Raw genomic sequence first — 19,466 nt, forward strand, 5'->3', positions numbered from 1 at the left:
CGGCGGTCGACCACGACGGCTCAACCCCCGTAGTTCTCCCGGAGTTCGATCTTGCGGATCTTGCCGGACACCGTCATCGGGAACGTCTCCAGCACCTGGAGCCGGCTGGGGATCTTGTAGTGCGCGAGGCGGCCCTCGCAGAAGGCGCGCACGTCCTCCAGCGTCGGCGGGTCGGCCGGGTCGCGCGGGATCACACAGGCGAGGACCTCCTCGCCGTACTTCTCGTGCGGTACGCCGACGACCTGGACGTCCTGGATGCCGGGGTGGCCGTAGAGGAACTCCTCGATCTCGCGCGGGTAGATGTTCTCGCCGCCCCGGATGATCATGTCCTTGATGCGGCCGACGATCTCCACGTAACCGTCCTCGCGCATCACCGCGAGGTCCCCGGTGTGCATCCAGCGGCCCGCGTCGACGGCCTCGGCGGTCTTCTCCGGCTCGTTCCAGTAGCCGAGCATCACGCTGTAGCCGCGGGTGCACAACTCCCCCGCCCTGCCGCGTGGTTGCGTCACTCCGGTGACGGGGTCGACGACCTTGACCTCGATGTGCGGCAGGACGCGGCCGACGGTGCCGGTGCGGTGCTCCAGGTCGTCCTCGCGGCGGGTCTGGGTGGACACCGGCGAGGTCTCCGTCATGCCGTAGGCGATCGACACCTCCGCCATGTTCATCTCGCCGACCACGCGTTTCATCACCTCCACCGGGCACGGCGAGCCCGCCATGATGCCGGTGCGCAGGGTGGAGAGGTCGTAGGAGGCGAAGTCGGGGAGGTTCAACTCCGCGATGAACATGGTCGGGACGCCGTACAGGGACGTACAGCGCTCCCGCTGGACCGCCTCCAGGGTGGCCCTCGGGTCGAAGGCCGCGGCCGGGATCACGATGCAGGCGCCGTGCGAGGTCGCCGCCAGGTTCCCCATCACCATGCCGAAGCAGTGGTAGAAGGGCACCGGGACGCAGATCCGGTCCTGCTCGCTGTAGTCGATCATCTCGCCCACGAAATAACCGTTGTTGAGGATGTTGTGGTGGGAGAGCGTGGCGCCCTTGGGGAAGCCCGTGGTGCCCGAGGTGTACTGGATGTTGATGGGGTCGTCGCAGGACAGCTCGTCGGGGCGGGCGTCCGGGTTCGCGCGGGCCAGCAGCGCGTCCCAGCTCGGGTCGCCGATGAACACCGCCTCGCGCAGGGCGGGGCAGCGGGGCCGTACGTCCTCGGTCATCGCCCGGTAGTCGCTGGTGCGGTGGCTCACGGAGGCGAACAGGAGTGAGATTCCCGCCTGGTTGAGGACGTACTCGACCTCGTGGGTGCGGTAGGCCGGGTTGATGTTGACCATGATCGCGCCGATGCGTGCGGTGGCGTACTGGACGAGCACCCACTCCGCGCAGTTGACGGCCCAGATGCCCACCCGGTCGCCCTTGACGACCCCGGCGCCGAGCAGCGCCGAGGCCAGCCGGTCGACGTCGGCGCCGAACTCGGCGTAGGTCCACCGCCGTTCGGACGGTACGTCGACCAGCGCCTCGCGCTCCGGCCAGGTCGCCACCGCCCGGTCCAGGTTGGCGCCGATGGTGTCACCGAGCAGGGCGGTCGCGCTGGTGCCGTGGGCGTACGAGAGCGCGGGCGTCGAGAGTTCGGGCCTCGAGAGTTCGGTCACCGGAAGTCCTCCTCGCGGTACTCGTGTTCCGAGCCCGCCGCCGTCGCCTCGCGCAGCTCGATGCGCCGGATCTTGCCGCTGACCGTCTTGGGCAGCGGGGCGAACTCCAGCCGTCGGACGCGCTTGTAGGGGGCGAGGACGTCCCGGGAGTGCTCGAAGAGCACCTTCGCGGTGTCCGGCCCCGGCTCCCAGCCCTCGGCGAGCACCACGTACGCCTTGGGCACGGCGAGCCGCAGCTCGTCCGGGGCGGGGACGACGGCCGCCTCGGCCACCGCCTCGTGCTCCAGCAGGGCGCTCTCCAGCTCGAAGGGGCTGATCTTGTAGTCGGACGCCTTGAAGACGTCGTCGCTGCGGCCGACGTAGGTCAGGTAGCCGTTCTCGTCCCGCGAGCCGATGTCACCGGTGCGGTAGTAGCCGTCGGCCATCGCCTCCGCCGTGCGGTCGGGGTCGCCGTGGTAGCCGGCCATCAGGCCCACCGGGCGGTACATGAGGTCGAGCGCGATCTCGCCCTCACGGACGCCGGGTTCGCCGGTCACCGGGTCGAGCAGCTCCACCCGGTAGCCGGGTCCGGGGCGGCCCATGGAGCCGGTCTTCAGTTCCTGGCCGGGGCTGTTGGCGATCTGGACGGCCGTCTCCGTCTGTCCGAAGCCGTCCCGGACGGTGACGCCCCAGGCGCGCCGGACCTGCTCGATGACCTCGGGGTTGAGGGGTTCACCGGCGGCCACGGCCTCGCGGGGCGGGGTGCGCAGCGCGCTCAGGTCGGCCTGGATGAGCATGCGCCAGACGGTGGGCGGGGCGCAGAACGTGGTGACCCCGGCACGGTCCATCTCCGCCATCAGCCGGGCCGGGTCGAAGCGGGTGTAGTTGTGGATGAAGACGGTCGCCTCGGCGTTCCACGGCGCGAAGAGGTTGGACCAGGCGTGCTTGGCCCAGCCGGGCGAGGAGATGTTGAGGTGCACGTCGCCGGGGGTGAGGCCGATCCAGTACAGGGTGGCCAGATGGCCGATCGGGTACGAGGTGTGGGTGTGCTCGACCAGCTTGGGGCGGGCGGTCGTCCCGGAGGTGAAGTAGAGCATCAGCGGGTCGTCGGCCCGGGTGGGGCCGTCCGGGGTGAAGCCGGCGGGGGCGTCGTAGGCGTTCTCGTAGGCCAGCCAGCCCTCGGGCGCTCCGCCTACGGCGATCCGGGTGTACTCGCCGGGGACCTCGTCGAACTTGGCGGTGTCGGCGGTGCGGGCCAGGACGTGCCGGACCCGGCCGCGCTCGACGCGGTCGCGCAGGTCGGCGGGGCCGAGCAGCGGGGTGGCCGGGATGACGACGGCGCGCAGTTTCATCGCGGCGAGGGCGGTCTCCCACAGTTCGGCCTGGTTGCCGAGCATGACGAGGACGCGGTCCCCGGCGGCGACCCCGGCCGCGCGCAGCCAGTTGGCGATGCGGTCGGAGCGTTCGGCCAGTTCGGCGAAGGTGAGCCGGGTCTCGGTGCCGTCCTCCTCGACGATGTGCAGGGCGGTGCGGCCGTTGCCGTCGGCGATGACGTCGAACCAGTCCAGGGCCCAGTTGAAGTGCTCGGGTCGGGGCCACTCGAAGCCCTCGTAGGCGGTGGTGTAGTCCTCGCGGTGCTCCAGCAGGAAGTCCCGTGCCCTGCGGAAGCTCTCCGTCGCCGTCGTCATGTGCAGTCCTCCTCGGACCCGGACCATTGCCGGGCGGCTCTCCCCCATCGTGTAATCCGTGGTGCAGGTCTCACTACCCCCGAACGGGGGTGTGCGGCACCCGACGGGCGCCCGGTGCGTCAGGTCGGCCCACGGGACGGGGCCCGGCCGGACGGGGCCCCGCGGATCGTGGAAGGGCACGGAAAGGGCGAGGACGTGGCAGCAGATCCGGCCGGAACGGCTCAGATACGCGGCGCGCTGGCGCGGCTGCGGCGCGCGACGGGGCTGCCGGTCGCCTTCGGCGGTCTGGTCGAGCCGGGGCGGCACCGCATGCGGATCAGCGAGTTCAGCGGCGCGGCCACGCTCGCGCTCAGCGGTCTCGCGGTGACCTCGGGGAACGGCCTCGGCGGCAAGGCGGTCGCGCTGGCCCGGCCGTACGCGGTGACCGACTACTCCCGCTCTCGCCGGATCAGCCACGAGTACGACGCGGCCGTCGCCGAGGAGGGCCTGCGCTCGGTGCTCGCCGTCCCGGTGGTGGTACGGCGCCGGGTGCGCGGCGTGCTGTACGGCGCCCTGCGCACGGCCCAGCCGCTGGGCGACCGCACGCTGAACGCGGCGGTGGGCGTGGCACGCGACGTGGAGCAGGCGCTGGTCGCCGGGGACGAGGTGCGCGAGCTGCTGACGGCGGCCCGGCCGCCGCAGCCCGGTCACGGCGCCGAATGGGAGCGGGTCCGCGAGGCGCACGCCGCCCTGCGCGCCCTTGCGCCCCGGATCACCGACCCCGCGCTCCGCGCCGAACTCCTGGACGCATGCGGTCTCCTGGCCCCCGTGGACGGACCGGCTGCCGGTGAACCGGGGGTGGCGCTCACGCCCCGCGAGCTGGACGTCCTGGCGTGCGTGGCGGCGGGCGCGACGAACGCGGCCACCGCCGAACGCCTGGGGCTGCGCACGGAGACGGTCAAGGGCTACCTCCGCTCGGCGATGCGCCGCCTGGGCGCCCACACCCGCGGCGAGGCGGTGGCGACGGCCCGCCGGACGGGGCTCCTGCCGTAGGGCCCTCACGGCCCCCCGCACGAGGCCGTCCGCCCGGGCCTCCTCCCCCAGGGATGCGGGGCGTGGGAGAGTGCTGACATGTCCGGGGTTCACCCGTTCGGCAGTGTTCGGATCCAGCCAGGGAGGGGTTTCGCGTCCGGCTCGTGGGCAGGGCCCCCGAGCAGCTTCCATTCATCGGCGGCCGTGATGAATTTACCTGTGCGTCATGTTGTTATCTGCCTCACTTCGCTGACCCTCCGAATTTCAAAGAGTCGTTGCCTAGAATTTGGCTGGGACACGACACCCGGAGGGGAGCGGTAACCGTGCGACGGGAGTTCAAGGAGCCTGCCAGATGCCGCCCCGACCTGGTCATCGGCAGGGAGGAGCTGTTCGGCTCCGCCCGTGACCAACTGGCGCGCGGCGGCAGTGTGCTGCTCCACGGGCCCGCCGGAATAGGAAAGTCGACCGTGCTGCGGGCATTGGCCGCGGATTACGGCGACTCCGCGCACACCGTGTTGCGCTGCTCGGCGACCGAGTCCGAATCGCATCTGCCGTTCCTGGCGCTGGCGGACCTCTTCGGTCTGGTCCTGGACGAGGTCTCGGACAAGCTGCCGTCGGCCCAGCGCACGGCCCTGGAGTCGGCGCTCACCGGCCGCGGCGAATCGACCCTGCAACGCGACGGCCTGGCGCTGCGCCTCGCCGTGCTCTCCGCGCTGCGCGCGCTCGCCGCCACCGGCCCGGTGCTGCTCGTCGCCGACGACCTCCAGTGGCTGGATCCGGCCAGCGCCGAACTGCTCGGCTTCGCCGCCCGCCGGCTCGGCGACACCCCCGTCCAACTGCTGTCCGCGGTCCGGACCGAGGGCCAGGAGTACGACCGCCATCTACGCGCGTCTCCGCCGGACACCCTCGCCGTCCGCCTCAACCCGCTCTCCCGCGGCCAGGTCTCCGCGCTGCTCGACCACCGCGGCTACACCGCGCTGCCCCGTTCGACCGTGCGGGAGATCCACCGCACCAGCGGCGGCAACCCGCTGTTCGCCCTGGAGCTGGGCCGCGCGCTCGGCGAGAATCCGACCCCGCCGCGCCCCGGCGAGCCGCTGCCGGTGCCCACCTCGCTGCGCGCCCTGGTGCTCAGCCGGCTCGACATGCTCTCCGACGAGGCCCGCCGCACCCTGCTGGTGGCCAGCGCGGGCGCCCGCCCCACGCTGGCCCTGCTGCACGCGGCCGGCCGGGAGAACGCCGAGGCCGAGACCGCCCAGGCGGCCGCGCTCGGGCTGCTCGCGACCGAGCCGGACGAGCCCGCCGTACGGTTCGCGCATCCGCTGATCTCGGCGGCGCTGTACGCGGAGGCGCCCGCGCAGGAGCGCCGGGCCGCGCACGCGGCGCTGTCCACGGCGGCCTCCGACCCGATCGAACGGGCCCGCAACCTGGCGCTGGCGACCACCGGCACCGACCCGGAGGTGGCCGCCCGGCTCGCCGAGGCCGCCGCGCTGGCCCGGGACCGCGGCGCCCCCTCGGTCGCCGCCTCCCTCGGACTGCTCGCCGCCCGGCACACCCCGCCGGACGGCGCCGTCGCCCCGGACGACCGCCGGCTCCAGGCCGCCGAGGACGCCATCACCGCCGGCGAGGTCGACCTCGCCCGGGACATCGCGCGCGAGGTGCTGACCCGGGCCACCGTGCCCGCCGACCGGATCCGGGCCTGGGAGGTGGTGATCGAGGCCGCCGGGCAGTCGCTCGGCGAGGTCGACGCCGTCTTCCCGCAGGCGCTCGCCGACGCGGGCGACGACCCCCGGCTGCTCGCCCTGGTCCACTACCGGCTGGCCTGGCGCAAACTGATCGTCGAGGGCGACTTCGCCCAGGCCCGCCAGGAGGCCGCGCACACCGCGGAGCTGGCCGCCCGGGGCGGCGACCGCCGTACGGAGCTGTTCGCGCTCTCCTTCCAGGGCTCGACCGAGATCCTGATGGGCCATCCGCTCGCCCCCACCACCATCAAACGGGCCCTGAAGGAGCCCCAGGACCCGTATGTGGCGTGTCATCACAACGGCGCCGGCATGGCCCGGTTCCGCTGGCTGCTGATGAGCGACCAGCTCCCCGACGCCCGCGCCACCATCACCGCGCTGCTGCGCGAGGTGCGCCGGCGCGGGATGGTCGAGAGCGAGGTGCACTTCCAGCGGTTCCTGGCCGACACCGAACTGCGCTCCGGGCACTGCGGACGCGCCCTCGACCTGGCCCGCGAGAGCCTCAAGCTGGCCCGCGACTCGGGCATCGGCCTGGGCGCGTCCGCGATGCTCACCTCGCTGGCCGAGGCGTCCGGCGGGGACGTGGACAAGGCGCTGGTGCTGGCCCGGGAGGCCGCCGACCACGCCGAGGAGGACGGCGACCAGATGTACCTCTCGCGGGCGCTGGCCGCGCTGGGCTACGCCCAACTGGTGGCCGGGGACGCGGCGGGCACGGTCGCCTCGCTGCGCCGGGTGCGCGAGCTGGAGCAGGGCATGGGCATCACCGACCCGGCCCGCGGCCGCTGGCAGGGCGACCTGGCCGAGGCGCTGGTCCGGGTGGGCGAACCGGGCGAGGCGCAGGACGTCATCGACGTCAGCCGCGAACACGCCCTCCGGCTCGGCCGGGAGAGCGTCCTCGCGGTGCTGGACCGTGCCGAGGCCCTGGTGCGGGCGGCGCACGGCGACCACGAGGCGGCGCTGGCCCGGCTGACGTCCGTCCAGGACCGGCTGGCCAAACTGGGCTACGGCCTGGAGGAGGCGCGCGCCGCGTTCGCGCACGCCCTGCTGCGCGCCCGGCAGCCCGGTCCGACGTCGTACGACGAGGCGGCACGGCTCTTCCGGCGGTGCCGGGCGCTGCCCTGGCTGCGCCAGGTGGACGCGGCGGCCCTGGAGGAGACGGACGGGGCCCGCCCGGCCGCCCCGCCCGCGCCGGCCGCCGACGCGCTGGAGGGGCTGGCCTCGATGGAGCGTCAGGTCGCCGCGCTGGTCATGGAGGGCGCCACCAACCGGGAGATCGCCGCGCGCCTGTTCATCAGCGTGAAGACCGTCGAGGCGACCCTGACCCGGGTCTACCGGAAGCTGGGAATCCGCTCGCGGGTGGATATTGTCCGACTGGCGGCGGGGCGCCACGCCAAGTGAGCGGGGCGCGGGGTTAACTGCCCTCGCGGATCCACCGAACGCGGACCCGTCGGACCCTGTGCGCCCCCTGTGCAGGACCGAGGGTTTTCCCTGCCCCAACTCCCTTAGGGGGTTCCCTCATTGGGAGGTGGGTGCGCCGGGCCCTAGCGTTCGTGATGTGCCGCTCGCCCGGGCAGACGGGGGTCGGTCCCGCGACCCCCGTACACACCCCCCACGCCCGTGCGAACCCCCCACCGGCAGCTCCCCCCACAAGGAGATCCATGTACGGGCTCAACCGTGCCAGGAAGGCCGCCGCAGTCGTCGCGGCGGCCGCCGCGGCGGCGGCGACCTGTCTGCTCAGCGCCCCCACCGCTGTCGCAGCGCCGCAGCCGATCGTCGGCGGCACGACGACCACCACGACCGCGTACCCGTTCATGATGCAGATCACGGACGCCTCGCAGAACCAGTTCTGCGGAGGGACGCTCGTCTCACCGACCAAGGTCGTCACGGCCGCGCACTGCATGGTCGGCGAGAGCACGAGCAGTGTGCGCGTCGTCGGCGGCCGCACGTACCTCAACGGTACGAACGGCACGGTCAGCCGGGTCAGCAAGATCTGGATCCACCCGAACTACACCGACGCCACCGACGGCGAGGACGTGGCGGTGCTGACCCTGTCGACCTCGATGCCGTACACCACGGCGTCGTACGTCACCTCGTCCCAGACCGATCTGTACGCGGCCGGCACGACGGCCCGCGTCCTGGGCTGGGGCACGACCTCACAGAACGGCAGCTCCTCCAACCAGTTGCGGACGGCGACCGTGCCGGTCGTCTCCGACTCGAGTTGTGCGAGCTCCTACGGTTCGGACTTCGTGCCGTCCGACATGGTGTGCGCCGGATACTCCTCCGGCGGCGTAGACACCTGCCAGGGCGACAGCGGCGGTCCCCTGCTCATCGGGGGCGTCCTGGCAGGGATCACTTCTTGGGGCGAGGGCTGTGCCCAGGCCGGTCACCCGGGTGTCTACACCCGGCTGACCGCCTTCTCCGGCCTGGTCGCCACGCAGGTGAACTCCTGACGGGTCACCGCGTACGCCCCATGAACTCCTGAGCACCCCTCAGGTGAATACCAGGGGGCGCTGCGAGCCTCCACGAGCGGCCCGCAGCGCCTCCTTTCCACGTGCTCTCCCCTCTGGGGACCCACGCGCCTACGCTCCTACGACCGTCCCGAACCGGATGTCGCGGGGCTCCCCCGGGTGCAGCGCGGCCAGCATCCGCTCGGCCTCCCCGGTCACCTCCCGCCGCTGCCCCGCGGTGAGGCGCCCGAACGGCTCGACGACCAGCGCGTCCTCCTCCAGCCGCCACACGCCCGCCAGGAACCCGTCGACGAGCAGCGTGCGGTACGCCTGGTTGCCCCGCCAGGTGCGGCCCCGGTAGCCGGACGGGACGACGCGGGTGCGGTCGGCGTGGGAGAGCAGCAGGTTGTCGAACTCGGGCAGGAAGCGCGGCGGGGCCGGGGTGTCCGGGTCCGGGCGGGGTGCCTCCGGGAGGTCGAACAGCTCGACGCCGTGCTCGTCCCGGAAGGTGAGCAGGCGGGGCCGCAGCCGCTCGAAGGCGTCGCGCAGCCGGGTGAGCCCGGCCCAGGTCTGCATGTCCTTGACGGAGGCCGGTCCGAAGGCGGCGAGGTACCGGGTCACGACGTCGTCCGGCGCGGGGGCGGGTTCGGCGGGCCGGCCGAGCCAGTGCTCGGCGGTCGTCAGCGCGACCTGTCCGCTCCGGTCCCACAGCCCGCGCGGGGTGACCTGGACGAGCGGGAGCCGGCAGCGGGCCGCGAGCCCCAGCGACTGCGGGTCGGCCTCGGGCCAGCGCGCGGAGAGCGCCTCGCGCAACTGCCCCATCGTGCGCGGCTCCTCCTCCACGAGGTCCCGGGCCAGCCCCGCGAGCACATCCAGGTCCACCCCGGCCAGCCCCTTGCGGAACGCGTTCAGCTCACGGTCGCGGGCGGGCTGGACCAGCGGCCGCAGGGTGAGCGCGTCGTCGGCGGTGTGGGTGTGGATCGTGGAGCGCATGGTGACGATCCGGACCACGGCGCGGTCGGCCATCGGCGCGGACAGGTCCCCGGGACGGAAGCCGGCGAGGCGGGCGGCGAGCGCGTAGTACGGCGGCCTGACGTTCTGCGCCTGAAGCCCCAGCAGATGGGTGACCGCCTCCGTCGCCGACAGCGCGGCGGGCCGCAGCAGCAACTGCCGTTCGAGAGTCGCGCGATTGAGGGCGCGCGCGTCGAGCACGGGGGCGGCGGGGGTCGGCTTCGTCATGGACGGGACGGTAGCGGGGATCGAGGACAGATGCTGTCCGCCATGGGCGTCCCCATGCCCCCATGGCACCGGGGTGCCGGACGAGTGTCCGGCACCCCGGTGGGTTGTTCGTTCCCTTCTTCGCAGACCTCAGCCGGCGGCGCGGACGAATGCCTCGTAATATCCTCGCCGCTGACCGAGCATATTCGGGTGGTAGGACTCCGTGGTGTTGGTGAAGTTCACGTCCCACAGATAGGACTGGTCCGAACAGATGGCGTGGCCCGAGAACAGACGCTGGACGTTGCCCCACCGGAATCCGTGGGCCGCCGCGCGTCCGCTCATGATGCTGTTGAGAAGGTCGGCGGCGTCATTGATGGCCTTGCGCTTGGTGTTGCTGATTCCGGCGCAGAAACCGTTGTCCAGCGTGTAGAGCTGAGCGACTCCGAGCACGACGACCCGGGCCTTCGGGGCGCGCTGCTTGATGGCGTTGTACAGCGCGTCCAGCCTGCCCGGCAACTGCCTGTTGGCGAAGTCGCGGGCCTGGTTGATACGACTGATGCAGGCGCTGTCGGTGATGTTGAGCACGCAGGTGCGGATGACGTCGGAGAACCCCGCGTCGTTACCGCCGGCCCCCACGCTGACCAGCGTGGTCGAGGCGTTGAGCGGGCCGAGCTGGGTGTTCAGCACGTCGACGGTCGTCGCGCCCGAGCACGCCATGAACGAGAACTTGGACGGCTTGCGCTGCCGGTTGTACTCGGACGGGTAGGCGTACTTCGAGCGGAGACAGCTACCGCTCTCGGGCAGGTAGTCGCCGGCGCCGACCCCGGAGGAGTAGGAGTCACCGAGGGCGACGTACTCCTCGCCTGCCGCCTGTGCCGTACCGCTGCTCGTCAGAGCGAGTCCGGCCGTCAGGAGCGACGCCAAAACGGCTGAGATGATTCTACGCAATTTCATGGTCCTGCCTCACGATGTGATTGGGCGGACCAGTTCTACTGCTCGGTAATTAAATCTGAGAAGCGCTCCTTCCGGATTGCCGTATAGGCATTCGCGATAACTTTTGTCGACCCCTATAACGCCGCGCTATCGAGAAATTCGATAGGGAAGGGGCGACCCCGTGTCGATCGGGGCCGCCCCTCGGGGTGTGTCGGTCACGGGGTCAGCAGCAGGCTGTTGCCGCGTTCCTTGGCGGCCGTGTAACGGCGGGCCACGTCCTGCCAGTTGACGACCGCCCACATCGCGTCGATGAAGTCGACCTTCTGGTTCCTGTACTGGAGGTAGAAGGCGTGCTCCCAGGCGTCGAAGACCAGGATCGGGGTGGAGCCCTGGCCGACGTTGCCCTGGTGGTCGTAGACCTGCTCGACGATGAGGTGGCCGGAGAGCGGCTCGTAGGCGAGGACGCCCCAGCCCGAACCCTGGGTGGTGGCCGACGCCTTGGTGAGCTGTGCCTTGAAGTTCGCGAAGGAGCCGAAGGATTCGGCGATCGCGTCCGCCAACTCGCCCACGCCGTCCGCCTCCAGCGGCTCGCCGCCGCCGTCGCCGGTCATGTTGTGCCAGTAGATGCTGTGCAGGATGTGCCCGGAGAGATGGAACGCCAGGTTCTTCTCCAGGCCGTTGATCGAACCCCAGGACTCCTTGTCCCGGGCCTCCGCGAGCTGCTCCAGGGTGTCGTTCGCACCCTTGACGTACGCCGCGTGGTGCTTGTCGTGGTGCAGCTCGATGATCTCGGGGCTGATGACCGGGGCGAGCGCCGCGTAGTCGTACGGAAGCTCCGGGAGCGTGTAAACCGCCATGTCCAACGTCCTCCGACGTTATTGCGAATGGTATGCAAGTGCACGCTAACAGCAGAAGGGTGCCCGCGCTGATCAGCCGTAGGACCTAGGACCGGAGACGTGTCGTCGCCCTGCCGCCGCCGCGCTCGGCGTGTGCGCTGGATGTGCGCCGGTGTGTGAGCCGTCCCACGCCGCCCTCGCGCCCCCCGTTGTCGCTTGTCAGGGGCCTCGTACGGGCACTACTGTCACCACGCCTCGGTGAACGGGAAATCGGTGTGAAACCGGTGCGGCCCTCGCCACTGTGATCGGGAAGTCCGGCTCCGGCCCTCACGGGCAGCCACTGGGTCCTCGGACCCGGGAAGGCGGAGCACGGACGGTGGTACCCGTCAGCCAGGAGACCGGCCGGGGCGCGTCAACCATCCACGAGGTGCTGGAGAGGGTCCGCTGAACCATGCACATAGCCGAGGGTTTCCTCCCGCCGGCGCACGCCGTCGCCTGGGGCGTCGCGTCCGCACCATTTGTCGTCCACGGAGTCCGTTCACTCACCCGTGAGGTCAGGGAGAACCCCGAGAGCACCCTGCTGCTCGGCGCCTCCGGGGCCTTCACCTTCGTTCTGTCCGCCCTGAAACTGCCGTCCGTGACGGGGAGTTGTTCCCACCCCACCGGCACCGGCCTGGGCGCCATCCTGTTCCGGCCGCCGATCATGGCCGTCCTGGGCACCATCACCCTGCTCTTCCAGGCGCTGCTGCTCGCCCACGGCGGGCTCACCACGCTCGGCGCCAACGTCTTCTCCATGGCGATCGTGGGGCCGTGGGCCGGCTACGCCGTCTACAAGCTGCTGCGGCGCTTCGACGTGCCGCTGATGGTCGCGGTGTTCTTCGGCGCGTTCGCCGCCGACCTGTCCACCTACTGCGTGACCAGCGTGCAGTTGGCGCTGGCGTTCCCCGACCCGGGCAGCGGATTCCTGGGCGCGCTCGGCAAGTTCGGCTCCATCTTCGCCGTCACCCAGATCCCGCTGGCGGTCAGCGAGGGTCTGCTCACGGTGTTCGTGATGCGGCTGCTCGTCCAGTCCAGCAAGGGTGAACTGACCCGGCTCGGCGTGCTGGTGACCGGCGGCCGGAAGCGGAACGGCACCTCCACCGACAACGGCGCCTCCACCGAGGCCGGCACCGAGGCGGTGGCCCGATGAACCGCAACACGAAGATCAACGTCCTGCTGCTGCTCGTGGTGGCCGCGCTGGCCGTCCTGCCGCTGGCCCTCGGGCTCGGCGACCACAAGGAGGAGCCGTTCACCGGCGCCGACGCCGAGGCGGAGACGGCGATCACCGAGATCGAGCCGGACTACGAACCGTGGTTCTCCCCGCTCTACGAACCGCCGTCCGGTGAGATCGAGTCGGCGCTGTTCGCCGTCCAGGCGGCGCTGGGCGCCGGGGTCCTCGCCTACTACTTCGGTGTGCACCGGGGCCGGCGCCAGGGCGAGGAGCGGGCCCTGGCCCGCCAGAACACCCCGGACGGCGACCCGGCCGCGAGCGGCTCCCCCGGCCCCGCCGCCGAACGGGCCTGACCGGGTGCTGCCGATCGACGCGGCGGCGCACAGCAGTCGCTGGCGCCGCCGCCATCCCGTGGACAAGGCCGTGCTCGGACTCGGTCTGACCGCTCTCGCCGTCTGTCTGCCGCCCTGGCCCGGCGCCGCGCTCGTCCTGGTGACCGCCCTCGCGGTACTGCTGGGACCGGCCGGGGTGCCGGGCCGCCGGCTGTGGCGGGCCTACCGGGTGCCGCTCGGGTTCTGTGTCACCGGCGCGCTCACCCTGCTCTTCCAAGTGGGCGGGCCGGGCGGGTTCGTGGGCTGGGCCGACGGCGGCACCGTACGCGCCGGGGAACTGCTGCTGCGCACCTCCGCCGCCTCGCTCGGCGTCCTGCTGTTCGCGTTCACCACCCCGATGTCCGACCTGCTGCCGCGCCTGGTCAGGGCCGGGGTGCCCGCACCCGTGGTGGACGTGGCGCTGGTGACGTACCGGATGAGCTTCCTGCTGCTCGACTCGATGCGGCGGATCCGGGAGGCGCAGGCGGCGCGGCTCGGGCACACCAGCCGGGCCGCGGAGTGGCGGGCGCTGGCCGGGCTCGGCGCGACGGCGTTCGTGCGGGCCTTCGACCGGGCGGCGCGGCTCCAGGCCGGTCTCGCCGGGCGCGGCTACGACGGCACCCTGCGCGTGCTCGTGCCCGAGGCCCGGGTCTCCGTCCGTTTCACGGCGGCCAGTGTCGCGCTCCTCGCCGCGCTGGCCGCCCTCACCCTCGTCCTGGAAAGGCCGCCGACGTGAGCGAGCCCGTGCTGGTCGCCCTGCGGGGCGCCTCTTTCGCCTACGAGGACGGCCCTTCGGTGCTCGACGGGCTGGACTTCGAGATCCGCGCCGGACGCGCGCTCGCCCTGCTGGGGCGCAACGGCAGCGGCAAGACCACGCTGATGCGGCTGCTCAGCGGGGGACTTCGGCCGCACGCCGGTCAACTCACCGTAGAGGGAAGCCCGGTGGGCTACGACCGCAAGGGCCTGACCCGGCTGCGGACGACGGTGCAGCTCGTGGTGCAGGACCCCGACGACCAGTTGTTCGCCGCGTCCGTCGGCCAGGACGTGTCGTTCGGGCCGCTCAACCTCGGCCTGTCCGACACCGAGGTGCGGGCCCGCGTCGACGAGGCGCTCGCCGCCCTGGACATCACGGACCTGGCCGAACGGCCCACCCATCTGCTGTCGTACGGGCAGCGCAAGCGGACGGCCATCGCGGGCGCCGTCGCGATGCGGCCGCGCGTGCTGATCCTGGACGAGCCGACCGCCGGACTCGACCCGGACGGCCAGGAGCGGTTGTTGGCCACCCTCGACGGGCTGCGCGCGTCCGGCACCACGGTGGTGATGGCCACCCATGACGTCGATCTCGCGCTGCGCTGGGCCGACGACGCGGCACTGCTCACGCCGTCCGGGGCCCACACCGGCCCGGCGGCGGACATGCTGGCCCGCGCGGACCTGCTCGCACAGGCCGGGCTACGACTGCCGTGGGGTGTCGCCGCCGCCGAACTGCTGCGCGCCCGGGGTCTGTTGACGGACGGGACGCCCGGTCCGCGCACGGCGGAGGAACTGGCCGCGCTGGCCGCGGCGTCCACCGGGGGCTGATGAGCCGTCAGGACGGTTCCGGTGTGGCGCCGTTCATGCCCCGGAGCTGCTGGATTTCGCCGCCGACCTTGTCGCGGGCCGGCTCCAGCAGTTCGGGGCGGCCGCTGACCACCCAGCGCGGGCCGACCAGATAGGTGCCGCCGTAGATGCTCGCGGAATCCAGCCAGGTCAGCTTGAACTTCTCCTCCGGGAACGTGGTGATGAGGTAGTTCGCCTTCGCGGAGCGGCAGGTGCCCTCGCGGAGTTCGTCGGCGTCGGTGCGGATCGCGGGCTCGCAGCCGAGCAGTCCGGCGATCACCTCGACCTTCGGCGGGGCGACCACCCCGGCGGCGGGCGTGGCGGAGAGCCGCGACGCGCCTTTGCCCTCCGCCGACTTGGCGTCCGTGCCCGCGCCGCACGCGGTGGCCAGCGGGAGCAGGGCCAGCCCGGCGACGAGCGCGGCGACCCGCAGGGGGCGGGCAAAGGGTCTGCGGGGGCTGGCGGTTGCTCGCTGCGGCTGCTGTGGCACGTGCCTCTCCGGGGTCGGGTCTGCGACAAGACGGCTGTCCAGTGGTACGGGCGGTGCGGGACGGTCGTTCACCAGCGTTGACGGGGTCATGCCCAGCCTCTATCTTCTGGCCGGAGTTACGAACTTTGTTCGAAATAACGAACACGCGACCAAGCCGACCATGCCGACCATTGGAGAGGCGATGTCGAGACCCGCACCCGCACGCCTGTTACTGACCCTCCTCGTCACCCTCGCGGCCCTGCTCACCGGCACGCCCGCCACCCCCGCCCACGCCGCCGCACCCGAATCCCCCGCCGTGACCTACACCAACCCGATCGCCGCTCAACGCGCCGACCCGCACATCGTCAGACACACCGACGGCTACTACTACTTCACCGCCACGGTCCCCGCGTACGACCGCATCGTGCTGCGCCGGGCCACCACCCTCCAGGGGCTCTCCACGGCCCAGGAGGTGACCATCTGGACCAAACACGGCAGCGGCGTGATGGGCGCCCACATCTGGGCGCCGGAGATCCACTTCATCGACGGCAAGTGGTACGTCTACTTCGCGGCCGGCGCCACCGACGACGTGTGGGCGATCCGGATGTACGTCCTGGAGGGCACCGGCGCCAACCCGCTGACCGCCGCCTGGACCGAGAAGGGGCAGATCAGGACCGGGTGGGAGAGCTTCTCGCTCGACGCCACGACCTTCGTCGTGGGCGGCGTGCGCTATCTCGCGTGGGCGCAGCGCAATCCGGCCGAGGACAACAACACCAGCCTGTTCATCGCCCGGTTGGCCAACCCCTGGACGATCAGCGGGACTCCGGCGGAGATCTCGCAGCCCACGCTGTCCTGGGAGACCGTCGGGTACAAGGTCAACGAGGGGCCCGCGCTGATCCAGCACGGCGGCAAGGTCTTCCTGACCTACTCGGCGAGCGCCACCGACGCCAACTACTGCCTGGGCATGCTCACCGCGTCCGCGACGGCCGACCTCACCTCCCCCGCTTCCTGGACCAAGAGCACGTCCCCGGTGTTCAGGTCCAGCGAGGCGACCTCGCAGTACGGGCCGGGCCACAACTCGTTCACCGTGTCCGAGGACGGCAGGTCGGACATCCTCGTCTACCACGACCGTAGTTACCGGGACATCAGCGGCGATCCGCTGAACGACCCCAACCGCCGCACCCGGGTGCAGAAGGTGTACTGGAAGGCCGACGGCACCCCTGACTTCGGCATCCCCGTCGCCGACGGCGTCACCCCGCAGCGCTTCTCCTCCGCCAACCACCCGGACCGTTTCGTCCGGCACTGGGAGTTCCGGGCCAGGATCGAGGCGGGTGTCAGCCCGCTCGCGGACTCGCAGTTCCGCGTGGTGACCGGGCTGGCCGGCACGGGCACGGTGTCGCTGGAGTCCGCCAACTACCCCGGCTACTACCTGCGGCACCGCAACTTCGAGGTGTGGGTGGAGCGCAACGACGGCACGGCCGGCTTCGCCGCCGACGCCGCCTTCCACCGCCGGACGGGCCTCGCGGACACGGCGGGCGTCTCCTTCGAGTCGTACAACTACCCGGGCCGGTACGTCCGTCACTACGACCACCTCCTGTACGTACAGACGCCGGGCACGGCGACCGACCGGGCGGACGCCACCTTCCACGCGCAGTGAGAAACCCGGCCGTGAGGGGCCGTAGCACTGCGCCAACTGTGTGAGGCGAGGGGGAACCGTCCGCCCCGCGCCGTGAACTCCCTACGATCACAGGTGTGGTCACCTTCCAGCTCGAACGCACGGTCCCGCTCCCCCTGGAGGAGGCGTGGCGCCGGCTCACCGAGTGGCACCGGCACGGCGATGTGGTCCCGCTGACGCGGATCACCGTCGTCACTCCCCCGCCGACTCGCGAGGGCACGGTGTTCGTCGCCCGCACGGGCGTCGGACCGCTCGCCGTCGACGACCGGATGGAGGTCACCGTGTGGTGTCCGCCCGAGGGGGACGAACCCGGGCTGTGCCGGCTGGAGAAGCGCGGCCGGATCGTCAGGGGCTGGGCCGAGATCGAGGTGCGGCCCGGTCCCGGCGGGCGGGCCCGGGTGATCTGGCGGGAGGAGCTGCGGGTGCGTCCGCTGCCGTCCGCCGCCGATCCCCTGCTGGGCTCCGCCTCCCGGCGGATGTACGGGCAGGCGGTCAACCGGCTGCTGCGCCGGCCCTGAAACCCGCTGGTCAGCGACGGCGACCGGATGCCAGGGTGGCGCCATGACGGACACGGGTGAGGTCGAGGCGCTGGCGGCGGACGGTCTGCGATGGCTGCTCGGGACGGCGCGGGACACGGGGCGCGGCGGGCTCGGCTGGCCCGTCAGGCCGTCGGACGACGAAGTCGACCCGATGTTCTACAACGGCACCGCCGGGGTGGTCCCCGTCCTTCTGGAGGCGTGGCGGCACTTCGGGGACGACCGGTACGCCGACGGCGCGCTGCGCGCGGCGCGTTCGCTGGCCGACGCGGTCGACGGGCACGACGACGACTCGCTGTACTTCGGCCGTACCGGGATCGCGCTCGTCCTGCGGGCCGTGCACCGCGCGCTGGACTGTCCGGAGGCCGACGCGGCGGCCGGGCGGGCGCTGGCGGGGGTGCGGTCTCGGTTCGACGGGACGCGCTGGGGCGAGCTGTTCGAGCTGATGGGCGGCAACGCGGGGATCGGTCTTGGCGCCTGGGCTGCCGGGGACCCCGAGCTGGCGGTCCTCGCCCTGGAGCCGTACGCGCGCACCGCCGAGCCGACGGCGGCGGGGGTCACCTGGGAGTTCCGGGCCGGGGTGCCGGAACGGCTGCACCATGTCTCGCACGGCACGCTGGGCATCGCCTACGCGCTCGCCTCGGTCGGGGCGGCGGCCGGGCGCGCCGATCTGGTCGAGCTGGCACGGGCCGGGGTCGCGGACGCCGTGTCCCGGGACGAGGGCGGTCCCGACGGGCTGCTGATACCGCACTCCGCTCCGCAGTACCGGCCCGATGTCGTCCAGCGGTACAGCTACGGCTGGTGTCACGGTCCGGCCGGCGACGCGCAGGTGTTCCGGCTGCTGCGGGACGTCCTCGGCGATCCCGGCTGGACGGAACTCGCCGACCGGTGCTGGCACACGGTCACCCGCTCCGGTCTCCCCGAGCGCCTGCGCCCCGGCTTCTGGGACAACAACGGCCGCTGCTGCGGCACTTCGGGCGTGCTGGCCCTGGCCTGCGACCGGATGGCCGAACAGGGCGACACCGGGGACTTCGCCGGGGTGCTGGTGGCCGACCTGCTCGCACGGGCGAACCGGGACGCCGAGGGGGCGCGCTGGTCCAACGTCGAACACAAGGCCGACCCGAGCGCATTGGAACCGGAGACCGGCTGGGCGATGGGCAACGCGGGCATCGTGCGCGAGCTGCTGCGGTACGCCCGGATCGCCGCGGGCGGCGCCCCCGCGTACGCGTTCACTTGGCCGGACCAGCCGACGGTGCGGCTTCACCACACGGAGCCGAGCGACCCGACGGGGGCGTAACGGCCGGGCCCGCACGGGCAAAGGTGACGATCCCCGCCCGGTCGCACCATCGCACCCGGCCCGGGGTCGGCGCCGGGCGCGCCCGACCGGAGCGTGCGGGGCCGGTGCCGGGGGTCTGCGGTCAGGCCCACACAGCCGACCCGGGCGGCCGGAGCCGACGCCATGAGCCGCCCCGGCCACACCACCGAACCGGCCCACGCCCCGGAGGGGGCCGCGCCGGGGCACGCCCGACTAGAGCGTGCAGGGCCGAAGCCGACGGCCCGCGGTCACGCCACCGAGCCGACCCGGGCAGCCGGGACCGACGCCATGGACCACCCCGGTCACCGAACCGCTCCGCGCCCCTCCAGAGGTCCGCGCCGAGGCGCGCCGAACCCAAGGCGTGCGGGCCGGTGTCGGGGCCCGTGGTCAGGCCACCGAGCCGACCCGGGCCGCCGGACCCGACGCCATGGACCGACCCGGCCATACAACCGATCCGCTACACACCCCACCAGGGATCGGCGCCGGAGCGTGCGAGGCCGGTGCCGACGGCCCGTGGTCAGGACACCGAGCCGACCCGGGCCGCCGGAGCCGACGCCATGAGCCGACCCGGCCACACCACCGAAGCGCTACACGCCCCGGGCCCGCGCCGGGGCACGCCCGACCAGAGCGTGCAGGGCCGAAGCCGACGGCCCGCCGTCGCGCCACCCAGCCGACCCGCGCGATCGGGGCCGACACCATGGGCCGCCCCGACCACACCACCGAACCGCTCCACGTCCCCCGGCGGGGGGAGCGGCGGCGTGGCGCGCCGGACCAAGGCGTGTAGGGCCAGTGCTGGCGGCCCCTGG

Annotated in this window: 16 protein-coding genes and 1 riboswitch; of the genes, 10 read left to right on the plus strand and 6 right to left on the minus strand. The window is 72.4% G+C overall.

Annotated elements, in window-relative coordinates; genetic code table 11:
* Positions 1-20 precede the first annotated feature (20 nt).
* Both G6W55_RS07995 and G6W55_RS08000 read right to left on the minus strand, forming a co-directional pair.
* Complete coding sequence (locus tag G6W55_RS07995) at positions 21-1,640, minus strand: AMP-binding protein (protein ID WP_175520089.1); 1,620 nt, start codon at positions 1,638-1,640, stop codon at positions 21-23.
* Positions 1,637-3,307 (minus strand): AMP-binding protein, encoded by a 1,671-nt coding sequence (locus G6W55_RS08000; RefSeq protein WP_175520090.1) that lies wholly within the window; start codon positions 3,305-3,307, stop codon positions 1,637-1,639. Before G6W55_RS08000 ends, G6W55_RS07995 begins: the two co-directional genes overlap by 4 nt.
* Before the next feature lie 195 nt (positions 3,308-3,502).
* Here G6W55_RS08000 and G6W55_RS08005 point away from each other — a divergent pair, with 195 nt between their 5' ends.
* The 3 genes from G6W55_RS08005 (at position 3,503) to G6W55_RS08015 (ending at position 8,504) form a co-directional block, all read left to right on the plus strand.
* Complete coding sequence (locus tag G6W55_RS08005; RefSeq protein WP_175520091.1) at positions 3,503-4,339, plus strand: response regulator transcription factor; 837 nt, start codon at positions 3,503-3,505, stop codon at positions 4,337-4,339.
* 302 nt (positions 4,340-4,641) lie between these two features.
* Entirely contained in the window at positions 4,642-7,452 is a 2,811-nt protein-coding gene (locus G6W55_RS08010; protein ID WP_030791999.1) for an AAA family ATPase, read from the plus strand.
* Between the two features lie 260 nt (positions 7,453-7,712).
* Complete coding sequence (locus G6W55_RS08015) at positions 7,713-8,504, plus strand: trypsin-like serine protease (protein WP_030791998.1); 792 nt, start codon at positions 7,713-7,715, stop codon at positions 8,502-8,504.
* 129 nt (positions 8,505-8,633) lie between these two features.
* On the opposite strand, the gene G6W55_RS08020 is transcribed toward G6W55_RS08015, so the two are convergent.
* The 3 genes from G6W55_RS08020 to G6W55_RS08030 all read right to left on the minus strand — a co-directional run bounded on the left by G6W55_RS08020 (position 8,634) and on the right by G6W55_RS08030 (position 11,509).
* Entirely contained in the window at positions 8,634-9,740 is a 1,107-nt protein-coding gene (locus G6W55_RS08020) for a winged helix DNA-binding domain-containing protein (protein WP_175520092.1), read from the minus strand.
* A 129-nt stretch (positions 9,741-9,869) separates the two neighbouring features.
* Entirely contained in the window at positions 9,870-10,673 is an 804-nt protein-coding gene (locus tag G6W55_RS08025; RefSeq protein ID WP_175520093.1) for an SGNH/GDSL hydrolase family protein, read from the minus strand.
* 194 nt (positions 10,674-10,867) lie between these two features.
* Entirely contained in the window at positions 10,868-11,509 is a 642-nt protein-coding gene (locus tag G6W55_RS08030; protein ID WP_175520094.1) for a superoxide dismutase, read from the minus strand.
* A gap of 218 nt (positions 11,510-11,727) precedes the next feature.
* Positions 11,728-11,910, plus strand: a riboswitch (cobalamin riboswitch).
* A 29-nt stretch (positions 11,911-11,939) separates the two neighbouring features.
* Here G6W55_RS08030 and G6W55_RS08035 point away from each other — a divergent pair.
* Genes G6W55_RS08035 through G6W55_RS08050 form a run of 4 tightly spaced genes read left to right on the plus strand, consistent with a single transcriptional unit; the run spans position 11,940 to position 14,647 of the window.
* Entirely contained in the window at positions 11,940-12,677 is a 738-nt protein-coding gene (locus G6W55_RS08035; protein WP_175520095.1) for an energy-coupling factor ABC transporter permease, read from the plus strand.
* Positions 12,674-13,051, plus strand: coding sequence for an energy-coupling factor ABC transporter substrate-binding protein (locus G6W55_RS08040; protein WP_175520096.1), 378 nt, complete (start codon positions 12,674-12,676; stop codon positions 13,049-13,051). Before G6W55_RS08035 ends, G6W55_RS08040 begins: the two co-directional genes overlap by 4 nt.
* A 4-nt stretch (positions 13,052-13,055) precedes the next feature.
* On the plus strand, positions 13,056-13,805 hold the full coding sequence (gene cbiQ, locus G6W55_RS08045) for a cobalt ECF transporter T component CbiQ (protein ID WP_175520097.1): 750 nt from the start codon (positions 13,056-13,058) through the stop codon (positions 13,803-13,805).
* On the plus strand, positions 13,802-14,647 hold the full coding sequence (locus tag G6W55_RS08050; protein ID WP_175520098.1) for an ATP-binding cassette domain-containing protein: 846 nt from the start codon (positions 13,802-13,804) through the stop codon (positions 14,645-14,647). Before cbiQ ends, G6W55_RS08050 begins: the two co-directional genes overlap by 4 nt.
* A 7-nt stretch (positions 14,648-14,654) precedes the next feature.
* On the opposite strand, the gene G6W55_RS08055 is transcribed toward G6W55_RS08050, so the two are convergent.
* Entirely contained in the window at positions 14,655-15,155 is a 501-nt protein-coding gene (locus G6W55_RS08055; RefSeq protein WP_309243656.1) for a hypothetical protein, read from the minus strand.
* Positions 15,156-15,336: 181 nt separating this feature from the next.
* Between G6W55_RS08055 and G6W55_RS08060 the strand changes: the two genes are divergently transcribed.
* From G6W55_RS08060 to G6W55_RS08070, 3 genes are all read left to right on the plus strand, one after another.
* Positions 15,337-16,791 (plus strand): family 43 glycosylhydrolase, encoded by a 1,455-nt coding sequence (locus G6W55_RS08060; protein WP_175520249.1) that lies wholly within the window; start codon positions 15,337-15,339, stop codon positions 16,789-16,791.
* Between the two features lie 95 nt (positions 16,792-16,886).
* Positions 16,887-17,327, plus strand: a complete 441-nt coding sequence (locus G6W55_RS08065; RefSeq protein ID WP_175520099.1) for an SRPBCC family protein — start codon at positions 16,887-16,889, stop codon at positions 17,325-17,327.
* Between the two features lie 43 nt (positions 17,328-17,370).
* Positions 17,371-18,642, plus strand: a complete 1,272-nt coding sequence (locus G6W55_RS08070) for a lanthionine synthetase LanC family protein (protein ID WP_175520100.1) — start codon at positions 17,371-17,373, stop codon at positions 18,640-18,642.
* Positions 18,643-19,466: the final 824 nt, after the last annotated feature.

Origin of the sequence: Streptomyces sp. CAI-85, from assembly GCF_013363615.1 — a bacterium.
Lineage (GTDB): Bacteria > Actinomycetota > Actinomycetes > Streptomycetales > Streptomycetaceae > Streptomyces > Streptomyces antibioticus_B.

Coding starts and splice junctions, on each gene's coding strand:
- G6W55_RS08025 (WP_175520093.1), bottom strand. CDS start 10,673: ATGAAATTGCGTAGAATCATCTCAGCCGTTTTGGCGTCGCTCCTGACG.
- G6W55_RS08030 (WP_175520094.1), bottom strand. CDS start 11,509: ATGGCGGTTTACACGCTCCCGGAGCTTCCGTACGACTACGCGGCGCTC.
- G6W55_RS08060 (WP_175520249.1), top strand. CDS start 15,337: ATGTCGAGACCCGCACCCGCACGCCTGTTACTGACCCTCCTCGTCACC.
- G6W55_RS08015 (WP_030791998.1), top strand. CDS start 7,713: ATGTACGGGCTCAACCGTGCCAGGAAGGCCGCCGCAGTCGTCGCGGCG.
- G6W55_RS08000 (WP_175520090.1), bottom strand. CDS start 3,307: ATGACGACGGCGACGGAGAGCTTCCGCAGGGCACGGGACTTCCTGCTG.
- G6W55_RS08035 (WP_175520095.1), top strand. CDS start 11,940: ATGCACATAGCCGAGGGTTTCCTCCCGCCGGCGCACGCCGTCGCCTGG.
- G6W55_RS08070 (WP_175520100.1), top strand. CDS start 17,371: ATGACGGACACGGGTGAGGTCGAGGCGCTGGCGGCGGACGGTCTGCGA.
- G6W55_RS08020 (WP_175520092.1), bottom strand. CDS start 9,740: ATGACGAAGCCGACCCCCGCCGCCCCCGTGCTCGACGCGCGCGCCCTC.
- G6W55_RS08040 (WP_175520096.1), top strand. CDS start 12,674: ATGAACCGCAACACGAAGATCAACGTCCTGCTGCTGCTCGTGGTGGCC.